Here is an 18,778-nt window from a genome sequence, read left to right as displayed (position 1 = left end):
TTCTACACGATAATAAATTCTCTGGCACGTTTTCTACTCATATTAAACTTATAAATTATAGGGTTTTGACCTAGATTAAGCTTTATTCACATGCTTTTGCTTTATTTAAGGCGCTTTACTTGTCTCAAATCCGCTTTTTAATGTGTTGGTAATAGTATAAAATACGCGCCCTGAGTAAACTTAGTTTACTTTTTATTCTTTTTCATTGTACTTAGGAAAGCCCGTGCTTAAATCTCGTATCAAATACAACACTGCGTCGTTCGTTACCAGCGCTCCAGATATCACTAAATTACCTGCTGATACGGGAATTGAAGTTGCTTTCGCGGGTCGTTCTAATGCAGGGAAGTCAAGTGCCCTCAACGCACTCACTGACCAAAAGCTGGCACGCACCAGTAAAACACCCGGTCGTACGCAACTAATCAATACCTTTGAGTTAGCTGATGTTGATGACATGCGCCTCATTGATTTACCTGGCTATGGATTTGCCAAAGTACCTATTGAAATGAAAAAGAAATGGCAAAAGTCATTAGGAGAATACTTACAGAAACGCCAAAGTTTGAAAGGTATTGTGGTACTGATGGATATACGCCATCCGTTAAAAGATTTGGATTTAGATTTAATCAACTGGGCAATTGGCAGTAAAATTCCGGTATTAGCGCTACTAACCAAAGCAGATAAACTCAAGCAAGGCGCTCGCAAAGCACAAGTACTTCAGGTACGCCGTGAGTTAAGCAACCTTGAAGGCGATATCACTGTCCATGCATTTTCATCGCTAAAAGGCACTGGTTTACCTGAGCTGGCTAAAAAATTAGATGAATGGTACCTAGGACCTATTGTTGCAGTACCACCGAGTGATGAAACACCCACGCCAGAAGCTTAATTAACAGATAAATAAAAGCGCTGCGACGCAGATTGAATGAAATAGCCTTGCTCATCTGCTCGTGCTATTTCTTCAGCCCATTGATAATAAACACTTCGCGTAATTCGCGCACTACAGCCATTTGGCAACTGTAAATACGGCACTTCATCACCTTGATAGTTTTGCATTATTAAAGGCTGCGTCGGCGTCACCAGCCACACTCGCTCAAGATTATCAACGCAACATAATACGTCACCCTGAACAGTGGTTTCATAACGCCAGCTGACGATCATAAACGGCGAATCAGCAACAGTAATTGCTATCTTTTCGATAGGCGTTTTTAAATAAAACGTACCGTGTTCTTTGCATAAGACAGACGCAAATAGCTTTACCAAATTTAATCGCGTTATCTCGCTGCCTTGGTAATACCACCTTGCATGGTTGTCTATTTCAATCGGTAATGAGCCACACGACGAAGGCTGCCATTGTTCAAACGGTTTACAGGGCTGAGATAACAATGCTGCTAAATCTGAAACTGACCGCATGTGTTTTCCTAACAATAGAAGAAATTGATTCGTTAACTGATTTTTACCACATGCATGTGCATTGAACAAATGCATATATACCCAAACCACCTCAAGATGCCGAATTCAGCGTTTTACAGGGGCTTAATATCAAGGCGTTACTTTGCAACAATGGCAGTCCCGTTTAAAAAGTAACAACGATGAGAGTAAGTGCCAGTGAAACGCCCTGCGGGTTGGTTTAAAAGCGACGCTCGCATCTTGAGGTGGCCTGGGTATACTTTATGTTATTGCGCTTTTTCTAACGTAAGTGAATAACTCACTGGCACTGCTGTGGCAATCGCAGACAGTCCAGCTAGTTTTTGTAGTGTTGCAATCCCCTCTATTACGGAAAAATCAGCTGCATTAATAATTAAAGGCGATAAAGACGAGACTGTTATGTCACCATCTTGAGCAACATGTATCAATACATCCGTACTAATCTGCTTTTGTTCTCCATGGAAGTTGAGCGTAGCTTTAATCGCTTTGAGTGTGTGCTGGCCAGCAGTCAACTGTGGCAATTTTTTGCTTAAATCAGCATGCAAACTTGCCTTCGGAAATTTGACGGTTTCAAAGACAAATTCAGTCATACGCTGATTACGAATTGGGATCATTGTCTCCACGGATGCCAAATCGATATTTACGCTGAAATTGCCTTGCTCAGATAATGAACCAGATACAGTATTGAAATGATGTACTTCAGCGATACTGCTATTCTTGATTGAAACAAAACTCACTTTGCTTTTATCGTTGTTTAACTGCCAATCAGCTTGTGCGATGTTGCTCACAAATAGACTTGCCAATGAGAAGCCTAAAACAGCAAAAGATTTAACCACGACGCTATCCTTTCAAAAATGAAAATGAGATTAAATGGTATCACCTAAGCACTTTAGTGCAATAAATAGTGCGACAGAATCGTGTTGTGGCAGACAAGAAAAAACGGCTCTGTCAATAAATACAGAGCCGGTATAGCAAACTGGGGAGAAGCTATCAATAAGTTGCACCCTTTCGAGTGCATCATCAACAGGATGTCCTACAGGATGAGGACGGCGCGGACTTTAGCAAATCGGTTCGCATAAATAAACTAAATACACTGACCAAGCCGCAGAATTGATAAACCAATAACGTAACCTACAAAATATATTTTATTTTAACATTTAAATAACATTGCAAGTGGGTGAAATTTGTTCTATTTATCTAAATAGAATAAATACTCAATTGTTATAGTCACTCACGAAAAAACCTTAACACACAATAAAGAGCACTCTCATATGAAAAAAATAATAACACTCACTGTTTTGAGCCTCCTTACCTTATTTAGCTATCACGTCAAAGCGGGCTATACCGAAACTAAATACCCTATTGTTTTAGCCCATGGCCTAATGGGGTTTGATGACGTTTTGGGTATCGATTATTTTTATCGTATCCCGGAGCAATTGAGTAAAGATGGTGCCATGGTATTTACTACCTCAGTGTCTTCACTCAATAGTTCAGAGCAAAGAGGTGAACAACTTTTACTGCAAGTAGAGCAAATACTGGCACTGACTGGGGCCCAAAAAGTCAACTTGATAGGCCATAGTCAAGGGGCGCAAAGTATTCGATATGTTGCATCAATAAAGCCAGCATTGGTGGCATCTGTAACCAGTGTAGGGGGTGTCAATTTTGGCAGCCCTGTAGCCGATATAGCCAGAGATGGATTAACACCGGGATCAAACCTTGAAGGCGTTGCCAAAAGCGCATTCGATGCTTTTGGCGGGTTGATTGCTTTACTCTCTGGTAATAGCCAATTGCCACAAGACGCCATTGGGGCACTTGAAAGCCTCACAACTCAAGGCGCATTAGCGTTTAACCAAAAATACCCTGAAGGACTACCACAATCTCCTTGTCAACAAGGGCCATTGCAAGCGAGCAATGGTGTGTATTATTTTTCGTGGAGCGGAACACGTGCTTTCACCAACATTTTTGACCCTTCCGATGCTGCATTAAGTGTTACCTCTCTTTTAATTCCAGGTGATGACGACGGTTTGGTCTCACGTTGTAGTAGTCACCTCGGGTATGTCATAAAAGATAACTACCGTATGAATCACCTTGACGAAGTAAATCAAATACTTGGTTTTCATCATTTATTTGAAACTGATCCCATTACAGTCTATCGCCAACATGCAAACCGATTAAAAAATATGGGCCTGTAATAATGCGCTCCCCTATATTTTGGGTGTTTTCAACTATGCTGTTTATTGGACTGGGCTATGTTTTAGTCCAACCTAAGGCGCCCATCTCTCCTTCTAAAGTAAACGTACCTACAAGCGTAGATAGGGTGTTTGAGCATGTAATTTTAACAGCCCAAAATACGAATGAGTTTAATACCCACACGATTCATAAAGAGTGCACTGAACTTGAGCAATGTCAGCCATATGAAGCCTTGTTTGCCAAATACTTAAGCTTTAAGGAAGCATTATTAACGTATCAGTCTGCACTGGCACACTTACCTTTAAACGAGTTGTTGCATGAAATAATGGCATTACAAAGCCAGTATTTTACTGAGCAAGAAATAGCGTTACTTTTCGATGAGGATAATCAATGGCAAGCCTACACACTGGCTAAACTTGAGGTGAACCTTGATAACTCGTTAACGGATGAATTAAAGCATCAGTTACTGGCCAATATAGATGCTTCGCAACCTGAGCATATTTTATCGGCGCTCAAACCGAGTAAAGATATACATGCGCTTAATACCGAGCTAAATGAAGCGTTTAATAGTCAAAATTATAATCAACTGGCCAGTGAGTTTGGTGATGCCGCAGCCACGCGGTTGATTGATTTGCAGCACGAACGTCAACAATGGCAAGCCTTATGCAAGAAACTTATCAATGAGATTAGCCACTTAAAGCAAAACTTAAGTTCATCACAGGCACAACAAAAAACAGCTCAATTATTAGATAAACACTTAACAACACAACAAAAGCGTCACTTTTTAGCGCTGTACCCTGAAACATAAAAAACGCGGCCAAATTGGCCGCGCTTTTTTAATGAGATCACTTTTCTAATAGCGATTATTAATGCGCTTGCTCCCAGTTGTCACCCGTATCAGCTTCAACGATGAGCGGAACATCCAACGCAGCCGCTTCAGACATTAACTTACAAATCTGAGCGGTGTATTGCTCTGCGCAGTCCGCTTTAATTTCAAACACTAATTCATCGTGTACTTGCATTAATAGCTTCACCGTATTAGGTGCTTGCTCGTTGACCCACTTGTGCACAGTAAGCATGGCCTTTTTAATAATGTCAGCGGCGGTTCCTTGCATTGGCGCATTGATTGCTGCACGTTCAGCTCCTTTTCGACGTGCGCCATTACGCGCATTGATCTCTGGTAAATGTAAACGACGGCCAAAAATAGTTTCGACGTAACCATTTTCTGCAGCTTTTTCTCGTGTTGATTCCATGTAATCAAGTACACCAGGAAAACGCTCAAAGTACTTATCAATATAGTGCTGTGCTTCATGGCGTGGTACATCTAGTTGACGCGCTAAACCAAATGCAGACATGCCATAAATTAAACCAAAGTTTACCGCTTTAGCTTTGCGGCGCATGTCTGTCGTAACAGCTTCAAGCTCGACGCCAAAGACTTCCGCAGCCGTTGCACTGTGAACATCCAGACCATTTGCAAAGGCATTTAAAAGCCCTTTATCTTGCGATAAATGCGCCATAATACGTAATTCAATCTGACTATAATCGGCCGCCACAATTTTATACCCATCCGCAGCAATAAACGCTTCACGGATACGACGCCCTTCCTCTGAACGAATGGGAATATTTTGTAAATTAGGATCAGTAGAGCTTAATCGCCCTGTTGCCGTAACCGCCTGATGGTAAGAGGTATGAACACGGTTCGTCTGCTCATTAACCATTAAAGGCAGTTTATCGGTATAAGTTGACTTCAGTTTTGACAGCCCACGATGTTCAATAATAACTTTTGGCAACGGGTAGTCATGCGCCAGCTCTTGCAGCACTTCTTCCGCTGTTGAAGGCGCGCCTTTTGGGGTCTTTTTGATAATAGGGAGTTCAAGCTTTTCAAACAAGAGCACTTGTAATTGTTTAGGTGAACTTAAATTAAATGGTTCGCCTGCGATTTCAAACGCTTCTTTTTCAAGTTCAATTAAGCGCTCACCCAAGCGTTGGCTGTGTGCTGCCAGCATTTTACTGTCAATGGCCACACCGGTGCGTTCTATATCTGAAATAACGCTCACTAGCGGTAATTCAATTTCTTCAAAAACTGATTTTAGTTTTTCATCGGCCTCAATTTTAGGCCATAGCACTTGGTGTAAACGCAGAGTAATATCTGCATCTTCAGCAGCATAAGGCGCTGCTTTTTCAAGCTCAATTTGGTTGAACGTTAACTGTTTTTTGCCTTTACCTGCGATATCTTCAAAGCTGATATTCTTGTGGCCTAAGTATTTAAGCGCCAGTGAATCCATATCATGGCGTGTACCCACACTATTGAATACATAAGACTCTAGCATCGTATCAAATTTTATCCCGTTTAATGCAAAGCCTGCATTCGCTAATACACTCTTATCATATTTAAGGTTTTGACCGACTTTGGCTTTATTTTCATCCGCTAAGATAGGGCCAATTCTTGCCATCACTGTTTCAAGTGATAACTGCTCTGGCGCATCAGGGTAATCATGCGCAACAGGTAAATAAAATGCTTCGCCCGCTTTTACTGCAAAGCTCATCCCCACTAACTGTGCCTGCATATAATCTAAGCTTGTTGTTTCAGTATCAAAAGCAAACAACTCTGCGTCATTTAATTGATTAACCAATGTATCTAACTGCTCAGCTGTTAGAATAGTTTCATAATGGGCATCCGCCACTTTAGGTAATTCACTTTCTTCGCTGGGCACTGCCAGGTTGGTATCAGCGTCTTTAGGGTTATCAAGTAGCTCAGCTAACCAACGGCGGAACTCACATTCTCCATATAATGCGATAAGTTCATCACGGTTAGGATCTTGTAGCTTGAACGTGTCTAAATCTGACTCAACTTCAACATCGCATTTGATAGTTGCAAGCTCATAGCTAAGAGGTAAATGATCAACTGCTGCTGCCAGTTTTTCACCAATCTTCCCTTTTATCTCACCCGCATGATCTAATACGCCCTGTAATGAACCATACTTTTGTAACCATTTAACCGCTGTTTTTGGACCACACCCATCTACACCTGGAATATTATCAACCTTGTCACCCATCAGTGCTAAGTAGTCGATAATCAGCTCAGGACCCACACCAAACTTCTCAACAACGGTGACGGGATCTGAAATGCTATCTGTCATGGTATTGATCAATGTAACGTGTTCATTCACTAGTTGAGCCATATCTTTGTCGCCAGTAGAAACAAGTACATGACGCTTTTGCTCTGTTGCGATACGCGCAAATGTACCAATCACGTCATCCGCTTCAACACCTTCAATACTAATAAGCGGAAACCCCATAGCTTTAATGATGCTATGTAATGGTGCAATCTGCGTACGCAAATCGTCAGGCATAGGCGGTCGATTAGCTTTGTACTCACTGTACATATCATTTCGAAAGGTTTTACCTTTGGCATCAAAAACAACCACCATATGCGACGGATCATATTGTTTGATCAAACTTTTCAGCATATTGATCACGCCATAAATAGCACCTGTCGCCTCTCCTTTTGAGTTAGTTAAGTGCGGTGGCGAATGATAAGCACGAAATAAATAAGAAGAGCCATCAACTAAAATAAGTGGGTTTTCTGGGATCTGAGCCATGGTGTAATTGGATCCTAAATAAAAGATAAACAGAATTATGATAAGCATGCCATAAGGCAAAACATAAAACGACTGCGAATTGGTTAACTAATTTAATAATGACAGAGTAAACTGTGGATAACTTTGTAGATAACACGCACAAGATATTCCTCCAAAGTAGTGTAAACAACCTAGAAAAACTTTAAGTGTATGTTTTATATAAAAAGATAATACGGCGTTCTTTTTTATTATTTTTTAGGTAAATGTGGAAAAGCAATTTTAACCCTTTTACATTCACTCTTTTATACGGTTATTTTTTACCCTTCTAAATAACCGGACGAGCATTCTACCACAATGGATCAAAGATCATAGTGATCCTTTATAATTTTTTCCTCTTATAACGCTCATATAAAAGTATATGCCTTGATTTTACTTCACTAAAGTACAGGTTGAGAAAATACATGTGCATTATATTTTCCATAATTTAACTTCAACTGCATGCTAGACTGAGCAACATTGTATAAAGGAGATCCTCATTATGAAAAAAATTGCCGTAATTTTAGCTGGCTGTGGTGTGTATGATGGCGCAGAAATAAATGAAGCCGTGCTGACCTTGTTACACATCGCAAAAGCAGGCGCATCGTACCAATGTTTTGCACCCGATATAGAGCAAATGCACACGATTAATCATTTAAGCGGTGAGCCAATGAGCCAAAATCGAAATGTATTAGTGGAAGCAGCCCGAATTGCACGCGGCGACATCAAACCGCTTACGGATCTTGATGCTACACACTTTGATGCTTTGATCCTTCCTGGGGGATTTGGGGCTGCAAAAAACCTATCTGATTTTGCCGTAAAAGGAACACAGGCACAGCTTCAACCCGATATTAAAACAGCGTGCCAACAATTTGCAACGATGGCAAAACCTGCTGGCTATATGTGTATTGCCCCAGCAATGATCCCACTGATTTATAATGCAGGTGCTAAAGTAACCATTGGCGATGATCCTGAAACAGCATCAGCAATTAATATGCTTGGTGCAGAACATGTTAATTGCGCTGTTGATGATATTGTTATTGATGAACAGCACAAGTTGGTAAGCACACCTGCTTACATGCTTGCCGAGTCTATTCTAGAAGCTGATGCAGGAATAGAAAAGCTAGTCAAAGCCATTATTAAAATGTGTTAATACATTTTGAGCAGCTAAACCACGATCAAATTAATGATCTTTAAATCGATATTTTTTGCGTTAAAGCAAAAAATATCGATTTTTCAAAATAAAAACGACTCTCGGCGTTTTATAAATTGTAGCTAAGCGTTATAATCGTTCTAAATTCCGTCATCTATCGTGATTGATCACGTTCAAATCGAAGTGAGCAAGGCAAAATGAAAAAACTATCAGCAGCATTATTATTGCTAGCAACCACCGTAAACGCACAAGCATATGATAACTCTATGACTGAAGATGCGATCAAAAAACGTATCGCTCCAATTGGTGCAGTATACTTTGAAGGCGATAAAGCCGCTGTTGCTGAAGTGCCAGCAGGCCCTCGCTCTGGCGAACAGGTGTATCAAGCATCATGTTTTGCATGTCATGGTACTGGCGCACTTGGCGCTCCTAAGTCTGTTGATGACTGGGCCCCTCGACTTGCAAAAGGCGCAGAGACATTATTAGATCATGCAATTAATGGTTTTAATGCCATGCCGCCAAAAGGAACATGCATGGATTGTTCTGATGATGAGATTCAAGCAGCCATCACATTCATGACTAAAAAGTAATACTAAATTACTTAAAAAAATAAAAAAGGCTGAAATTATTCAGCCTTTTTTATTTTAAAAACAATAAAAACAAGTACTTTATAACTATAAAAAAGCTTTTTCCTCTCATACTATTATCTACTTGACCTTTAGCACAAAAAATGAAAATATAAGAGCAATAATTATACAATAATAGATGGTTCAACATCAGTGGAAGATAAAGTAGCTTTACTGAAAAAGCTAGAGCATAAAAACGCACGTTTATCCGCCTTAGTAAAAAAGTATAAGCAGTCCCATCATTTACAAAATGCCCTGATTCAATTATCAGAGCAGGCTAGCAATGTTGCAGAGTTGACACTACTTTACCCTGCTATTCACGATATTCTCCAAGATTATGTTCACAGCAAAAGCTTCTATGTTGTTTTATTAAATCAATTTACCAATACATTAGAGCTTTCTTACTTTGCTGATGAGAAAGACGGTATAGCGATTCCCCTTAATCAAGACCATAACTTTAGCCAAGGTGTGACAGGCTATGTATTCAAACAGGGGAAAACAACCTATTTCAGCGGGGAGGAAATGCAAGCCGCGGCTGACCAAGGTGAATTTAAAGTATTGGGTACCCCGGCAGAACACTGGGTCGGTGTACCCGTTTATCGCAACAGACAAATCATCGGCGTCTTGGTTGCGCAAAGTTATGATAAAGAACAGAGTTATTCTGATCAGCAAATAGAGTTGCTTGAGGTTATGTCGATGTACCTCTCCACAGCAATCGAGCGGGTAAAAAAACGTGAACTCCTTGAATCAGAAGTTAAAATAAGAACCCGCGCCCTCACACAAAGCAACGAAGCACTCAATTTAGAAGTAGAGCAACATAAAAAGACCCTTGAGCGTCAGCATATTTTATTTAAAATATCTGAACTCGCAACACAAAGTAAACAAATAGAAGAAGTCTACCAGCAAGTCCATGAGATAATAAAATCAATAACCTATGCTGATAACTTATACATTGCCTTGTATGACAAGGAGTCTGCTTGGTTAACTTTTCCGTATTGCGTTGATGAATTCCGTAGTAATACCCAACCACGTCCTTTTGCTAAAGGCTACAGTGAATTAGTGCTAAGCACTGAGCAGACTCAACTCCTCGATACTAAACGCTCTGAAGAGCTCATTAAGCAAGGCGTCATTGAGCGACCAGAAAAAGTACCAGCAAAGCAAACTGCCACGAGTTGGCTAGGGGCGCCGCTGAAAACATCACAGGGAGTTATTGGCTTAATTGTTTGCCAAGCTTACCAAAATAAGCATATTTTCAATCAAGATGACTTTGAGCTGATTACGTTTGTTTCACACCAAATAGCCACGGTATTACAGGCACATTTGGCACACCAAGCACTTAAGCAAAGTAACCAAAATCTTGAGCAACGCGTCGCTGAAAAAACAAAAGAGATTCGCCAAACTAACATGCATTTACAAATGCAAATTGAAGAACGAAAGAAAATAGAACAGCAGCTGTACCATGACGCTCATCATGACTCTTTGACAGGTTTACCTAATCGCAGCCTGTTTTTAACTCAATTAGAAAAAACACTACAGCATAACCAGCGTTTCCCTGAGCAACAATTTGCAGTGCTATTTATTGATTTAGATAAATTCAAAGACATCAATGATCAACTAGGACACCAAGCGGGCGATCAATTCTTAATTGGGGTGGCTGAATCGTTCTCCCAATGTATTCGTGAGCATGATTTATTAGCGCGTCTGGGTGGCGACGAGTTTGTTATTTTGTTAACCCACTTGACTGAACGCCAACAAGCTGAAGACGTTGCCAAACGAATTATTAAATTAATGAAAAAGCCGTTTTGTATGAAGGGAATATGTGTACAAAGTGGTGCCAGCGTGGGGATTACTTATTCTAAAGTCGGCTATAAACACACTGATGAAATTATCAGAGATGCCGATGCCGCAATGTACTATGCCAAAAATGCAGGCCGAAGTCGGTTTGAGTTTTTCCACCCACTACTTAATGTTGGCGCAAACCCACATGGATTTGAAGCTAATCACCACTTAGATACCTTACCAATCCATTTTCGTAGTTCAGAGATAATCACACTGGATGAAGAGTTTCAGCCCGAGGTATTGGTTGAAGCATTTGGTGAGCACCCAGTCCTTGGCAGTACGAGCTTTGATATTTTAAAGAAGTTCACTGCTGATAAAACACAGCAACTCGAGGTTGAATTACAACTTTTAAACCAAGTTTGCCAACAAGCAAGTGTGGCTAATTTAAACCTTGTTTTAGTCCCTTGCTCGGCTCTATTACTCGAAAAAGTCGAATTTCAGTCGCTATGTTTAACACTCAACAGTCACACAAATAAAAAGCAAGTATGCCTATTGTTCAATGAACAAGAGATTCGGTATGCGTCAGCAGTACAAATCAGTAATCTCAAACAGTTAAGTAAACTTGGCTTTGCGATTGGTTTGAATGACTTTGCTAAAGATCGTTGTGAATTGAACTTACTCACTGATATTGATTTTAACTATGTGTTACTCAGCTCAACATTTAGCAAACGCGTACTGCAACAACAAAGCTATGATTTGCAGTTACAAGGCGTATTAGCTATCACGAAAATAAAACAGGTCAAAGTCATTGCAAAAGGCCCCTCTATTTTAAACTTTAGAGCTTTATTAGACACCCATGGCCTGTCACTTTTTGTTGGTAAACAGCACGCAATGACAATACCCGTTGAAAATACTTTAACGCCCAATGATGACGCCGAGCAGCAGTTAAACTGATTAGTTAGGCTTTTTTAGCATGGCTCGTAAGTTAGCTACACGAGCTTGGCCTTTTTCCATACGCTCAGCTTGCGTATTGGGTGCTTTTCTATTTTCAAACGCTAAGTCATCTTGTGGCAGCTCTTGTACAAAGCGGCTTAATTCTGTTTGCGATGTTTCACCAAATTGTCGGCGTATTTTCGCATAGGTCATGGTTAATTCTTGTTGTGCACGCGTGATACCTACGTAAGCTAAACGTCGTTCTTCATCAACATTTTCTTCATCAATACTCACTTGATGCGGTAACAAGCCTTCTTCCATTCCCACCATAAATACGTACGGGTATTCGAGGCCTTTTGATGCATGTAACGTCAGGAGCTGAACGGCATCACTTTCGTCTTCTTCTTCATTGCGTTCGAGCATGTCTCGCAATGTTAATTTACTGACAACCTCAGCGAGCGTCATTGGCTGATTATCAGCATCCCCTGTCAACATGTCAGTGATCCACCGGTATAACTCAGAGACATTTTTCATCCGCATTTCTGCTGCTTTCGCGCTCGGGGATGATTCATACAGATACGCTTCGTAATTAATTTGTCTAATCAAATCTTTTACCGCTTCAAGCGTGTCACCACGTACAGCGTTATCTGACAGTTCTACCACCCAACGGGCAAAACCGGCTAACGAATTAAGTCCTCGCCCCTTAAGTCTGTAACTTAGGTCGTTATCAAAGCAGGTAGCAAATAAGCTTGCGTGCTTTTCATTAGCTAACGTTCCTAATTTTTCAAGCGTGACAGTGCCTATTTCACGACGGGGTGTATTAACAATGCGTAAAAAGGCATTATCATCGTCCTGATTCACTAATAACCGTAAATACGCCATGATATCTTTAATTTCAGAGCGTGAGAAAAACGACATCCCACCACTAATTTTATAAGGAATACGGTTACTCATTAACGATTTTTCAAAGCCACGGGCTTGATGGTTACCACGATACAAAATCGCATAATCTTTATAGCTGGTTCGCTTCATAAACTTATGTGAGATGATTTCAGCCACCACGCGCTCAGATTCATGTTCCTCATCACGACAACCAATCACTTTTATCGGCTCACCATAACCAAGTTCACTGAATAGTTTTTTATCAAATTCATGCGGGTTATTAGCAATCAAAATATTGGCCGCTTTAAGAATTCGCCCCGCGCTGCGATAGTTTTGCTCAAGCTTAATAAGCCTAAGGCCTGGAAAATCTTTACTTAGTAGTACAAGGTTTTGTGGTCGCGCACCTCGCCATGAATATATCGATTGGTCGTCATCCCCTACTACCGTAAAGCGCGCGCGTTCACCCACTAATAGCTTTACTAACTGGTATTGGCTGGTATTGGTATCTTGGTACTCATCCACCAGCAGATAACGAAAACGCTGCTGCCAACGTTCTCGAGACGTTGCATTATTGGTTAATAATAAAGTGGGGATCATAATTAGATCATCAAAATCAAGCGCGTTATAGGCGCGAAGTTGAGTTTGATAACGTGCGTACAGCTGAGCAAATAACGCTTTTTGTGGCTCTCTGGCCTCACGGATCGCTTGCTCAGGGAGGATGAGTTCATTCTTCCAACTACCAATCTGCATCTTCAATAAATTAAGCAGATCTTTGTCTTTTTTAAGTTCGTCCTCGGTTAAATCACCCAATAGCTGATTCGTGTCTTGATCATCAAACAATGAAAAGCCTGGCTTGAAACCTAAAGTAGACAATTCTTTTTTAATAATCTCAAGCCCTAAGGTGTGAAACGTAGAGACCCATAACCCCTTTGATTCTTGCTTACCAAGTGTTTGCATTACCCGTTCGCGCATCTCTTTGGCAGCTTTATTGGTAAATGTGACGGCAGCAATATTGCGCGCTTGATACTCACATTTTTGCACTAAATAAGCGATTTTATTAGTAATAACTCGCGTTTTACCTGAGCCTGCTCCTGCTAGCACCAAGCATGGACCACTAATATATTTTACCGCTTCATCTTGTTTAGGATTGAGTTTCATAACGACCAAAGAGATTGCATTAAAGACGGGCAATTTTAACGTAATCACTACAATACGCCTAGCCAATAAGGTAATATTAACCACTATAGCTATTATCATTTTACGCGACACCGAGGGATAGATATGATCAACCCAGCAAAAATTGAAGAAATCGCCAAGCAAATCTCTAGTAACATGCCACAGGGTGTTAAAAACCTCGCAGATACGTTTGAAGCAAAAACCAAGCAAGCCATCCAAAATAAATTAGCTGAAATGGACTTTGTTAGCCGTGAAGAGTTTGAAATTCAGAGCAAGGTACTTATACGTACGCGCGAAAAGCTAACTGAACTTGAAGAGAAGGTTGCGTTATTAGAGCAACAACTTACGAACAAAGATGACGTATAAATAATACGTTATAGAGTGATTAAGGCAGCTGACGCTGCCTTTTTAATGCCTGATTATGTTCGGCGTGTAAATACTTTTTCTGCTGCTACCTTGTAGGTATCTATCACTTCATCAGCACATGTAACAACCGACTCTAAATCATTCAAATGACCATTCGCCAAGCCATATACCCAGCCATGAATTGTCAAATCTTGTCCTCGTTGCCATGCTTCTTGCACAATATTAGTACGGCATACATTGCGCACTTGCTCGATAACATTCAACTCAATAAGGCAATCAAGACGTTCTTTCTCAGGCATGCTATTGATTTTGCTAATGTACTTTTCTTTAACGTCACCCACATGGCGTAACCAATTATCGATAAGACCAAACTTGGCATCATTCAGTACCGCTTGCACACCACCACACCCATAATGACCCACCACCATAATGTGTTTTACTTTTAGCACTTCAACAGCGTATTGCATGACCGACAAGCAATTATGATCCGTGTGCACAACCACATTTGCCACATTACGATGAACAAACAATTCACCAGGCATTAAATCGACAATTTCATTAGCTGGCACTCGTGAATCTGAACACCCAATCCATAAGTACTCTGGATTTTGCTGCATAGATAAAATTTTAAAAAAGTCAGGATCGTCTTTGCAAGTGCGCTCTGCCCAGCGTTTATTATTTTCAAATAAGTTCTTTAACTTTCTCATTGGATCCCTTATCTATTTATTTCGGTAAGCGTGCTTTGATCAAGATATTGCGAGGTGTTAATTGCTTTTCACAAAATGTGTTCACGGTGACTTGATAACCTTGTTGTTGCAAATATAAAGCACGATCAAGCACAAGCCAAACTTCAATTGCTCTGCGGAACACATGTCGAACCAGTTCGATGCGTTCAGTAACTTTTTTACGCATTTGCCCTTTCAATAGAAAATATTGATAATCAATGCCTTGCGGTATTTTTATGGCCTTTTTGTCAGCAGCCCATGCGCAGAATGCTTCAAATGAATCTGAGAACACGGCCTTATTAACAGAGGGCACACTAATGTAAGTTGTTGAACCTGTGATATCTTTTCTCATGGCGTCAAACCCTAACCGCCATTCCACTTCTGTTTTACGTACTTTCGCAACTCGCGAAGGCGCGGTAACAGTTTCCTGTAAAGCAAGCTTGAGATCTCGGTGGCGCAAGCTCAGTTGACTGCGTTTTGCTTGCTCACTCATTGCCTCATACTTATCATCTGTGAACAAGTGATAACAACATGGCGATAAACTTATCTGCTGTGTTTTTGCCTTACTCGCAAGCTGCATAAAGTGTTGATGCAATGCCCCACAAGCATGCAGTGCAACCGCATGTTGTTGTGGTTCAAAATAATCAGATACATCATCGGTTAACACATCAGCTTGGCTAAATTTCACCGCGAGACCTTGCTGCTGAGCACTGTGCTGGCCTTGTTCGCACAAGTGTGTTTGCAATTCGATACTATGTACACTGGGCGCATGATTAAACGCGATCATACGCCCTAAATGCCCTTTTCCTGCACACCATTCAAGCACTGGCTGAGCTTGCTCGCCCAAAGATCCAACAAAATCTTGTAACTGCTCAAATTTACGCCCCTTAATACCATTACTTATCCAAAAAGGATAATCAGTGCGTGCTACCTGCGCGACAGATAAGGTGCTTAAATAAGGCAATTGTTCAACACCTTCAATGTGCGAGCTAAAAAATGCGTATAGCGCATCTTGATCGCTATCTAATTCTGCAACATCACTATCTGACAACTGTTCAAGCGGGGCCGACAACGATGACCATGGCAGTTCATCATAATCAAACGCTGTACATTGCCAGTATTGTCGAGTTGAATAAAGGAGGTTATCTAAGGCTGTAAACTGCTCAGCTAGGGTCATAAAATTTAACGATGAGAAAATATTTTCACTATTATACGCTTTTTTTGAACATCAGTCGTATATAAAGCGGGAGGAATAAAATACTTAGGACAATCGCAGCGATAAGCATCCATGACAATTCCATCTCTTCGGGTACATCATTACGATAGATAAACCCTGCTTTAACGTTATCAAAACTCCCCTCTTCAAGCTGGTATAAGTCAGCAATTAAACGCCACTTAGGCATCGACATTGCACCGAGCTTTGTATCGGGCGGCAAAATGTAATCTCTCAGTACTTCCGCCTCATTGGTTAGCTCATTAATGCTTTTATGGGTGGCATATTTTTCTGCCGTAACTGCTATCGACTCTTCTAAGTGCATCATCGCATAGCGCCAACCTTTTAAACTTGCTTTGTAAAACTTCTCGACCATTTTTGGGTTTTCTGCCAGTACGCTTTGCGTTGTATAGAGAACATCGCTGTAGACATTTATACCGTACTTTTGCGGGCAAATAAGTCGATGCTCAATGCCTTTTTGCAGCATTTGAAACGGCTCATTGGTAACGTAAACTTGTATGGCATCTAACTCGCCATTAAGCCACTCCTCTTCAGCGTCTATCCCATGGTAAACAGGCAGTAATTTTGTATCTATCCCACTTTGCTCCAACATCACGAGTAATTCAGCACTTTCTTGTGTGCTAATACTACTGATCCGCTTATTTTGAAAGTCGTGAGGGTGGAATATATCTGAGCTTTGCTTGACCATCCAACAGTAAGGCGAAAACTGCAATATTGACGCCATCGCGACCAGAGGTTTCCCATTGATACGCTGCTGTAAAATGCCTGAATGACCAACACCAAAATGTGCCTGACCGCCGAGCACTTTATTAAACGTATCAGGGTCACTTTTTATTGCGGGAACAATGCTCACCGTCAATCCGGCTTCTTCATAAAAGCCTTTCTCTTGGGCCATGTAGTAACCCGAAAACTGAAACTGATGAGTCCACTTAAGCAGCAATGTGACGTTATTTGTTTCGCTTGCAACATGAAAGCAGCTTAATCCTAAAATTAAGCTTACCGTTGCAATAATTCCTTTTAATAGCAATGTTTTTTCCTGCACTTAATGTTAAATCTAACTATAGGTAATGATATCAATAAGGCAACGTTTATGGCCCAGTATTAACCTGAACCATAAACTGAAAGTTAGTTGTTGGCAGCGAAAGCTGTTTTCGTTGGTGGTTGCGCTGTTAAGAACTGAGTAAAACACGGGTTATGTGTTTCATCTTGCACACTGTATCCTAAGCGGTTTAAGTGTTCATTAAATACATCAAACTGACTTGGCTCAATTGCAAAACCAGCCAACACATTACCCATTGACCCGCCATGGTTGCGATAATGAAATAAAGTGATATTCCAATTACTCCCTAACGTATCTAGAAATCGAGCCAATGCGCCTGGGTACTCTGGAAACTCAAAACGCAGCAAGCGCTCTTGCATTTGCTGCGGTGCTTTACCTCCAACCATATAACGCACATGTAATTTAGCCAGTTCGTTATCTGATAAATCACAAAATGCATAACCGTTAGCGGTTAAACCACTTTTAAGCTCATCCAACTCTTGCTGGCCTTGGCGCAATGCCACACCCACAAATATTTGCGCTTCACCAGGTCCTGCATAACGATAGTTAAACTCTGTAATCGCTCGACCACCTAAAGATGCACAAAACTGTTTAAAACTACCTTTTTCTTCGTTAATAGTAACGGCTAACAAGGCTTCATTTTTCTCACCCAGTGCTGTGCGCTCTGCAACATAGCGCAGGCGATCAAAGTTTAAATTAGCACCAGACAAGATAGCCGCTAAATGCAAACCTTTCAGTCCGCTTTGTTGACTCCACTTTTTAAGCCCCGCGGTGGCAAGTGCACCAGATGGCTCGGCAATAGCACGAGTTGAAACAAAAATATCCTGCATCGCTGCACATATTTCATCACCCGACACAGTAACCACTTCATCACAAAACTTTTGTGCTAAACGAAAGGTCTCACGGCCGATAATTTTAACGGCCACACCATCAGCAAAACTACCAACTCGTTCAAGTTCAATGGGTTCACCCGCCTCAAGCGCCGCTTTTAAACATGCACTTTCATCAGCTTCAACACCAATTACTTTAATATCTGGGCGTAATGATTTGATATACACCGCCATACCAGCAAGTAAACCACCACCACCGACAGGAATAAACACCGCATCAAGTTGGTTTAGTTGCTGCATTAACTCGCGTGCCACGGTGCCTTGGCCAACAATAACATCTGGATCATCAAACGGCGGAACAAATACCCCGTTGCGCTTTTCAGTAAGATCAAGCGCATGGGCTTTTGCTGCATCAAAATGATGACCATGCAACACCACTTCACCGCCAAGTGCACGTACTGCATTAACTTTTATTTCAGGTGTTGTGACCGGCATAACAATGGTTGCCTGATGCCCCAAATGCGATGCACTAAGCGCTACGCCTTGGGCATGATTACCCGCAGAAGCAGTGATCACCACTGAGCCTTTGGGTAATTTTACTAATTTATTATATGCGCCACGCAGTTTAAACGAATAAACTGGCTGCTGATCTTCGCGCTTTAACCAAATATGGTTTCCGAGGCGTTCACTCAAGGTAGGCATTTCGCTTACCTCTGTGACTTTTGCCAGTGGCTCCATATTGGCCTGAATAATAGCGCGAAAATAATCGAGCTCTTGAGAAACCATAA

The 18,778-nt window shown here is 41.1% G+C and carries 15 protein-coding genes; 7 read left to right on the top strand and 8 right to left on the bottom strand.

The window, feature by feature from the left end; all coding sequences use genetic code 11:
• Positions 1–223: 223 nt before the first annotated feature.
• Entirely contained in the window at positions 224–880 is a 657-nt protein-coding gene (gene yihA / locus ATS75_RS13095; protein ID WP_058560869.1) for a ribosome biogenesis GTP-binding protein YihA/YsxC, read from the top strand.
• On the opposite strand, the gene ATS75_RS13090 is transcribed toward yihA, so the two are convergent.
• Both ATS75_RS13090 and ATS75_RS13085 read right to left on the bottom strand, forming a co-directional pair.
• The gene (locus ATS75_RS13090; RefSeq protein ID WP_058560868.1) at positions 877–1,404 is read right to left on the bottom strand and encodes a DUF1285 domain-containing protein; all 528 of its coding nucleotides are present in this window, start codon (positions 1,402–1,404) and stop codon (positions 877–879) included. The genes yihA and ATS75_RS13090 overlap by 4 nt on opposite strands.
• Before the next feature lie 263 nt (positions 1,405–1,667).
• A complete protein-coding gene (locus tag ATS75_RS13085) occupies positions 1,668–2,255 on the bottom strand; it encodes a YceI family protein (RefSeq protein ID WP_058560867.1) in 588 nt (195 codons plus the stop codon).
• 435 nt (positions 2,256–2,690) lie between these two features.
• On the opposite strand from ATS75_RS13085, the gene ATS75_RS13080 reads away from it, so the two are divergent.
• Both ATS75_RS13080 and ATS75_RS13075 read left to right on the top strand, forming a co-directional pair.
• Entirely contained in the window at positions 2,691–3,611 is a 921-nt protein-coding gene (locus ATS75_RS13080) for a lipase family alpha/beta hydrolase (protein WP_058560866.1), read from the top strand.
• A 35-nt stretch (positions 3,612–3,646) separates the two neighbouring features.
• The gene (locus ATS75_RS13075; protein WP_161936900.1) at positions 3,647–4,417 is read left to right on the top strand and encodes a lipase secretion chaperone; all 771 of its coding nucleotides are present in this window, start codon (positions 3,647–3,649) and stop codon (positions 4,415–4,417) included.
• A 58-nt stretch (positions 4,418–4,475) separates the two neighbouring features.
• Here the strand turns inward: ATS75_RS13075 and polA are convergent, their stop codons facing one another.
• Complete coding sequence (gene polA / locus ATS75_RS13070) at positions 4,476–7,211, bottom strand: DNA polymerase I (RefSeq protein ID WP_058560864.1); 2,736 nt, start codon at positions 7,209–7,211, stop codon at positions 4,476–4,478.
• Between the two features lie 517 nt (positions 7,212–7,728).
• Here polA and elbB point away from each other — a divergent pair.
• The 3 genes from elbB (at position 7,729) to ATS75_RS13055 (ending at position 11,738) form a co-directional block, all read left to right on the top strand.
• A complete protein-coding gene (gene elbB, locus ATS75_RS13065) occupies positions 7,729–8,379 on the top strand; it encodes an isoprenoid biosynthesis glyoxalase ElbB (protein WP_058560863.1) in 651 nt (216 codons plus the stop codon).
• A 197-nt stretch (positions 8,380–8,576) separates the two neighbouring features.
• On the top strand, positions 8,577–8,969 hold the full coding sequence (locus tag ATS75_RS13060; RefSeq protein WP_058560862.1) for a c-type cytochrome: 393 nt from the start codon (positions 8,577–8,579) through the stop codon (positions 8,967–8,969).
• Between the two features lie 189 nt (positions 8,970–9,158).
• Complete coding sequence (locus ATS75_RS13055) at positions 9,159–11,738, top strand: diguanylate cyclase domain-containing protein (protein WP_058560861.1); 2,580 nt, start codon at positions 9,159–9,161, stop codon at positions 11,736–11,738.
• Here the strand turns inward: ATS75_RS13055 and rep are convergent, their stop codons facing one another.
• Entirely contained in the window at positions 11,739–13,757 is a 2,019-nt protein-coding gene (gene rep / locus ATS75_RS13050) for a DNA helicase Rep (RefSeq protein WP_058560982.1), read from the bottom strand.
• Positions 13,758–13,880: 123 nt separating this feature from the next.
• Between rep and ubiK the strand changes: the two genes are divergently transcribed.
• Positions 13,881–14,141: a ubiquinone biosynthesis accessory factor UbiK gene (ubiK, locus tag ATS75_RS13045; protein WP_058560860.1), complete on the top strand. Its 261-nt coding sequence runs from the start codon at positions 13,881–13,883 to the stop codon at positions 14,139–14,141.
• Between the two features lie 53 nt (positions 14,142–14,194).
• Here the strand turns inward: ubiK and can are convergent, their stop codons facing one another.
• The 4 genes from can to ilvA all read right to left on the bottom strand — a co-directional run bounded on the left by can (position 14,195) and on the right by ilvA (position 18,776).
• On the bottom strand, positions 14,195–14,848 hold the full coding sequence (gene can / locus ATS75_RS13040) for a carbonate dehydratase (RefSeq protein WP_058560859.1): 654 nt from the start codon (positions 14,846–14,848) through the stop codon (positions 14,195–14,197).
• A gap of 16 nt (positions 14,849–14,864) precedes the next feature.
• A complete protein-coding gene (locus ATS75_RS13035; RefSeq protein ID WP_058560858.1) occupies positions 14,865–16,043 on the bottom strand; it encodes a methyltransferase in 1,179 nt (392 codons plus the stop codon).
• A 31-nt stretch (positions 16,044–16,074) separates the two neighbouring features.
• Entirely contained in the window at positions 16,075–17,127 is a 1,053-nt protein-coding gene (locus ATS75_RS13030) for an ABC transporter substrate-binding protein (protein ID WP_058560857.1), read from the bottom strand.
• 98 nt (positions 17,128–17,225) lie between these two features.
• Positions 17,226–18,776 carry a threonine ammonia-lyase, biosynthetic gene (ilvA, locus tag ATS75_RS13025; protein ID WP_058560856.1) on the bottom strand — a complete coding sequence of 517 codons (1,551 nt, stop codon included), beginning with the start codon at positions 18,774–18,776 and terminating at the stop codon, positions 17,226–17,228.
• Positions 18,777–18,778 lie beyond the last annotated feature (2 nt).

The organism is Pseudoalteromonas sp. H105 (assembly GCF_001469215.1).
Lineage (GTDB): Bacteria > Pseudomonadota > Gammaproteobacteria > Enterobacterales > Alteromonadaceae > Pseudoalteromonas.
Note: the sequence above shows the minus strand (reverse complement) of the source record. Positions and strands in the feature narration are given on the sequence as shown.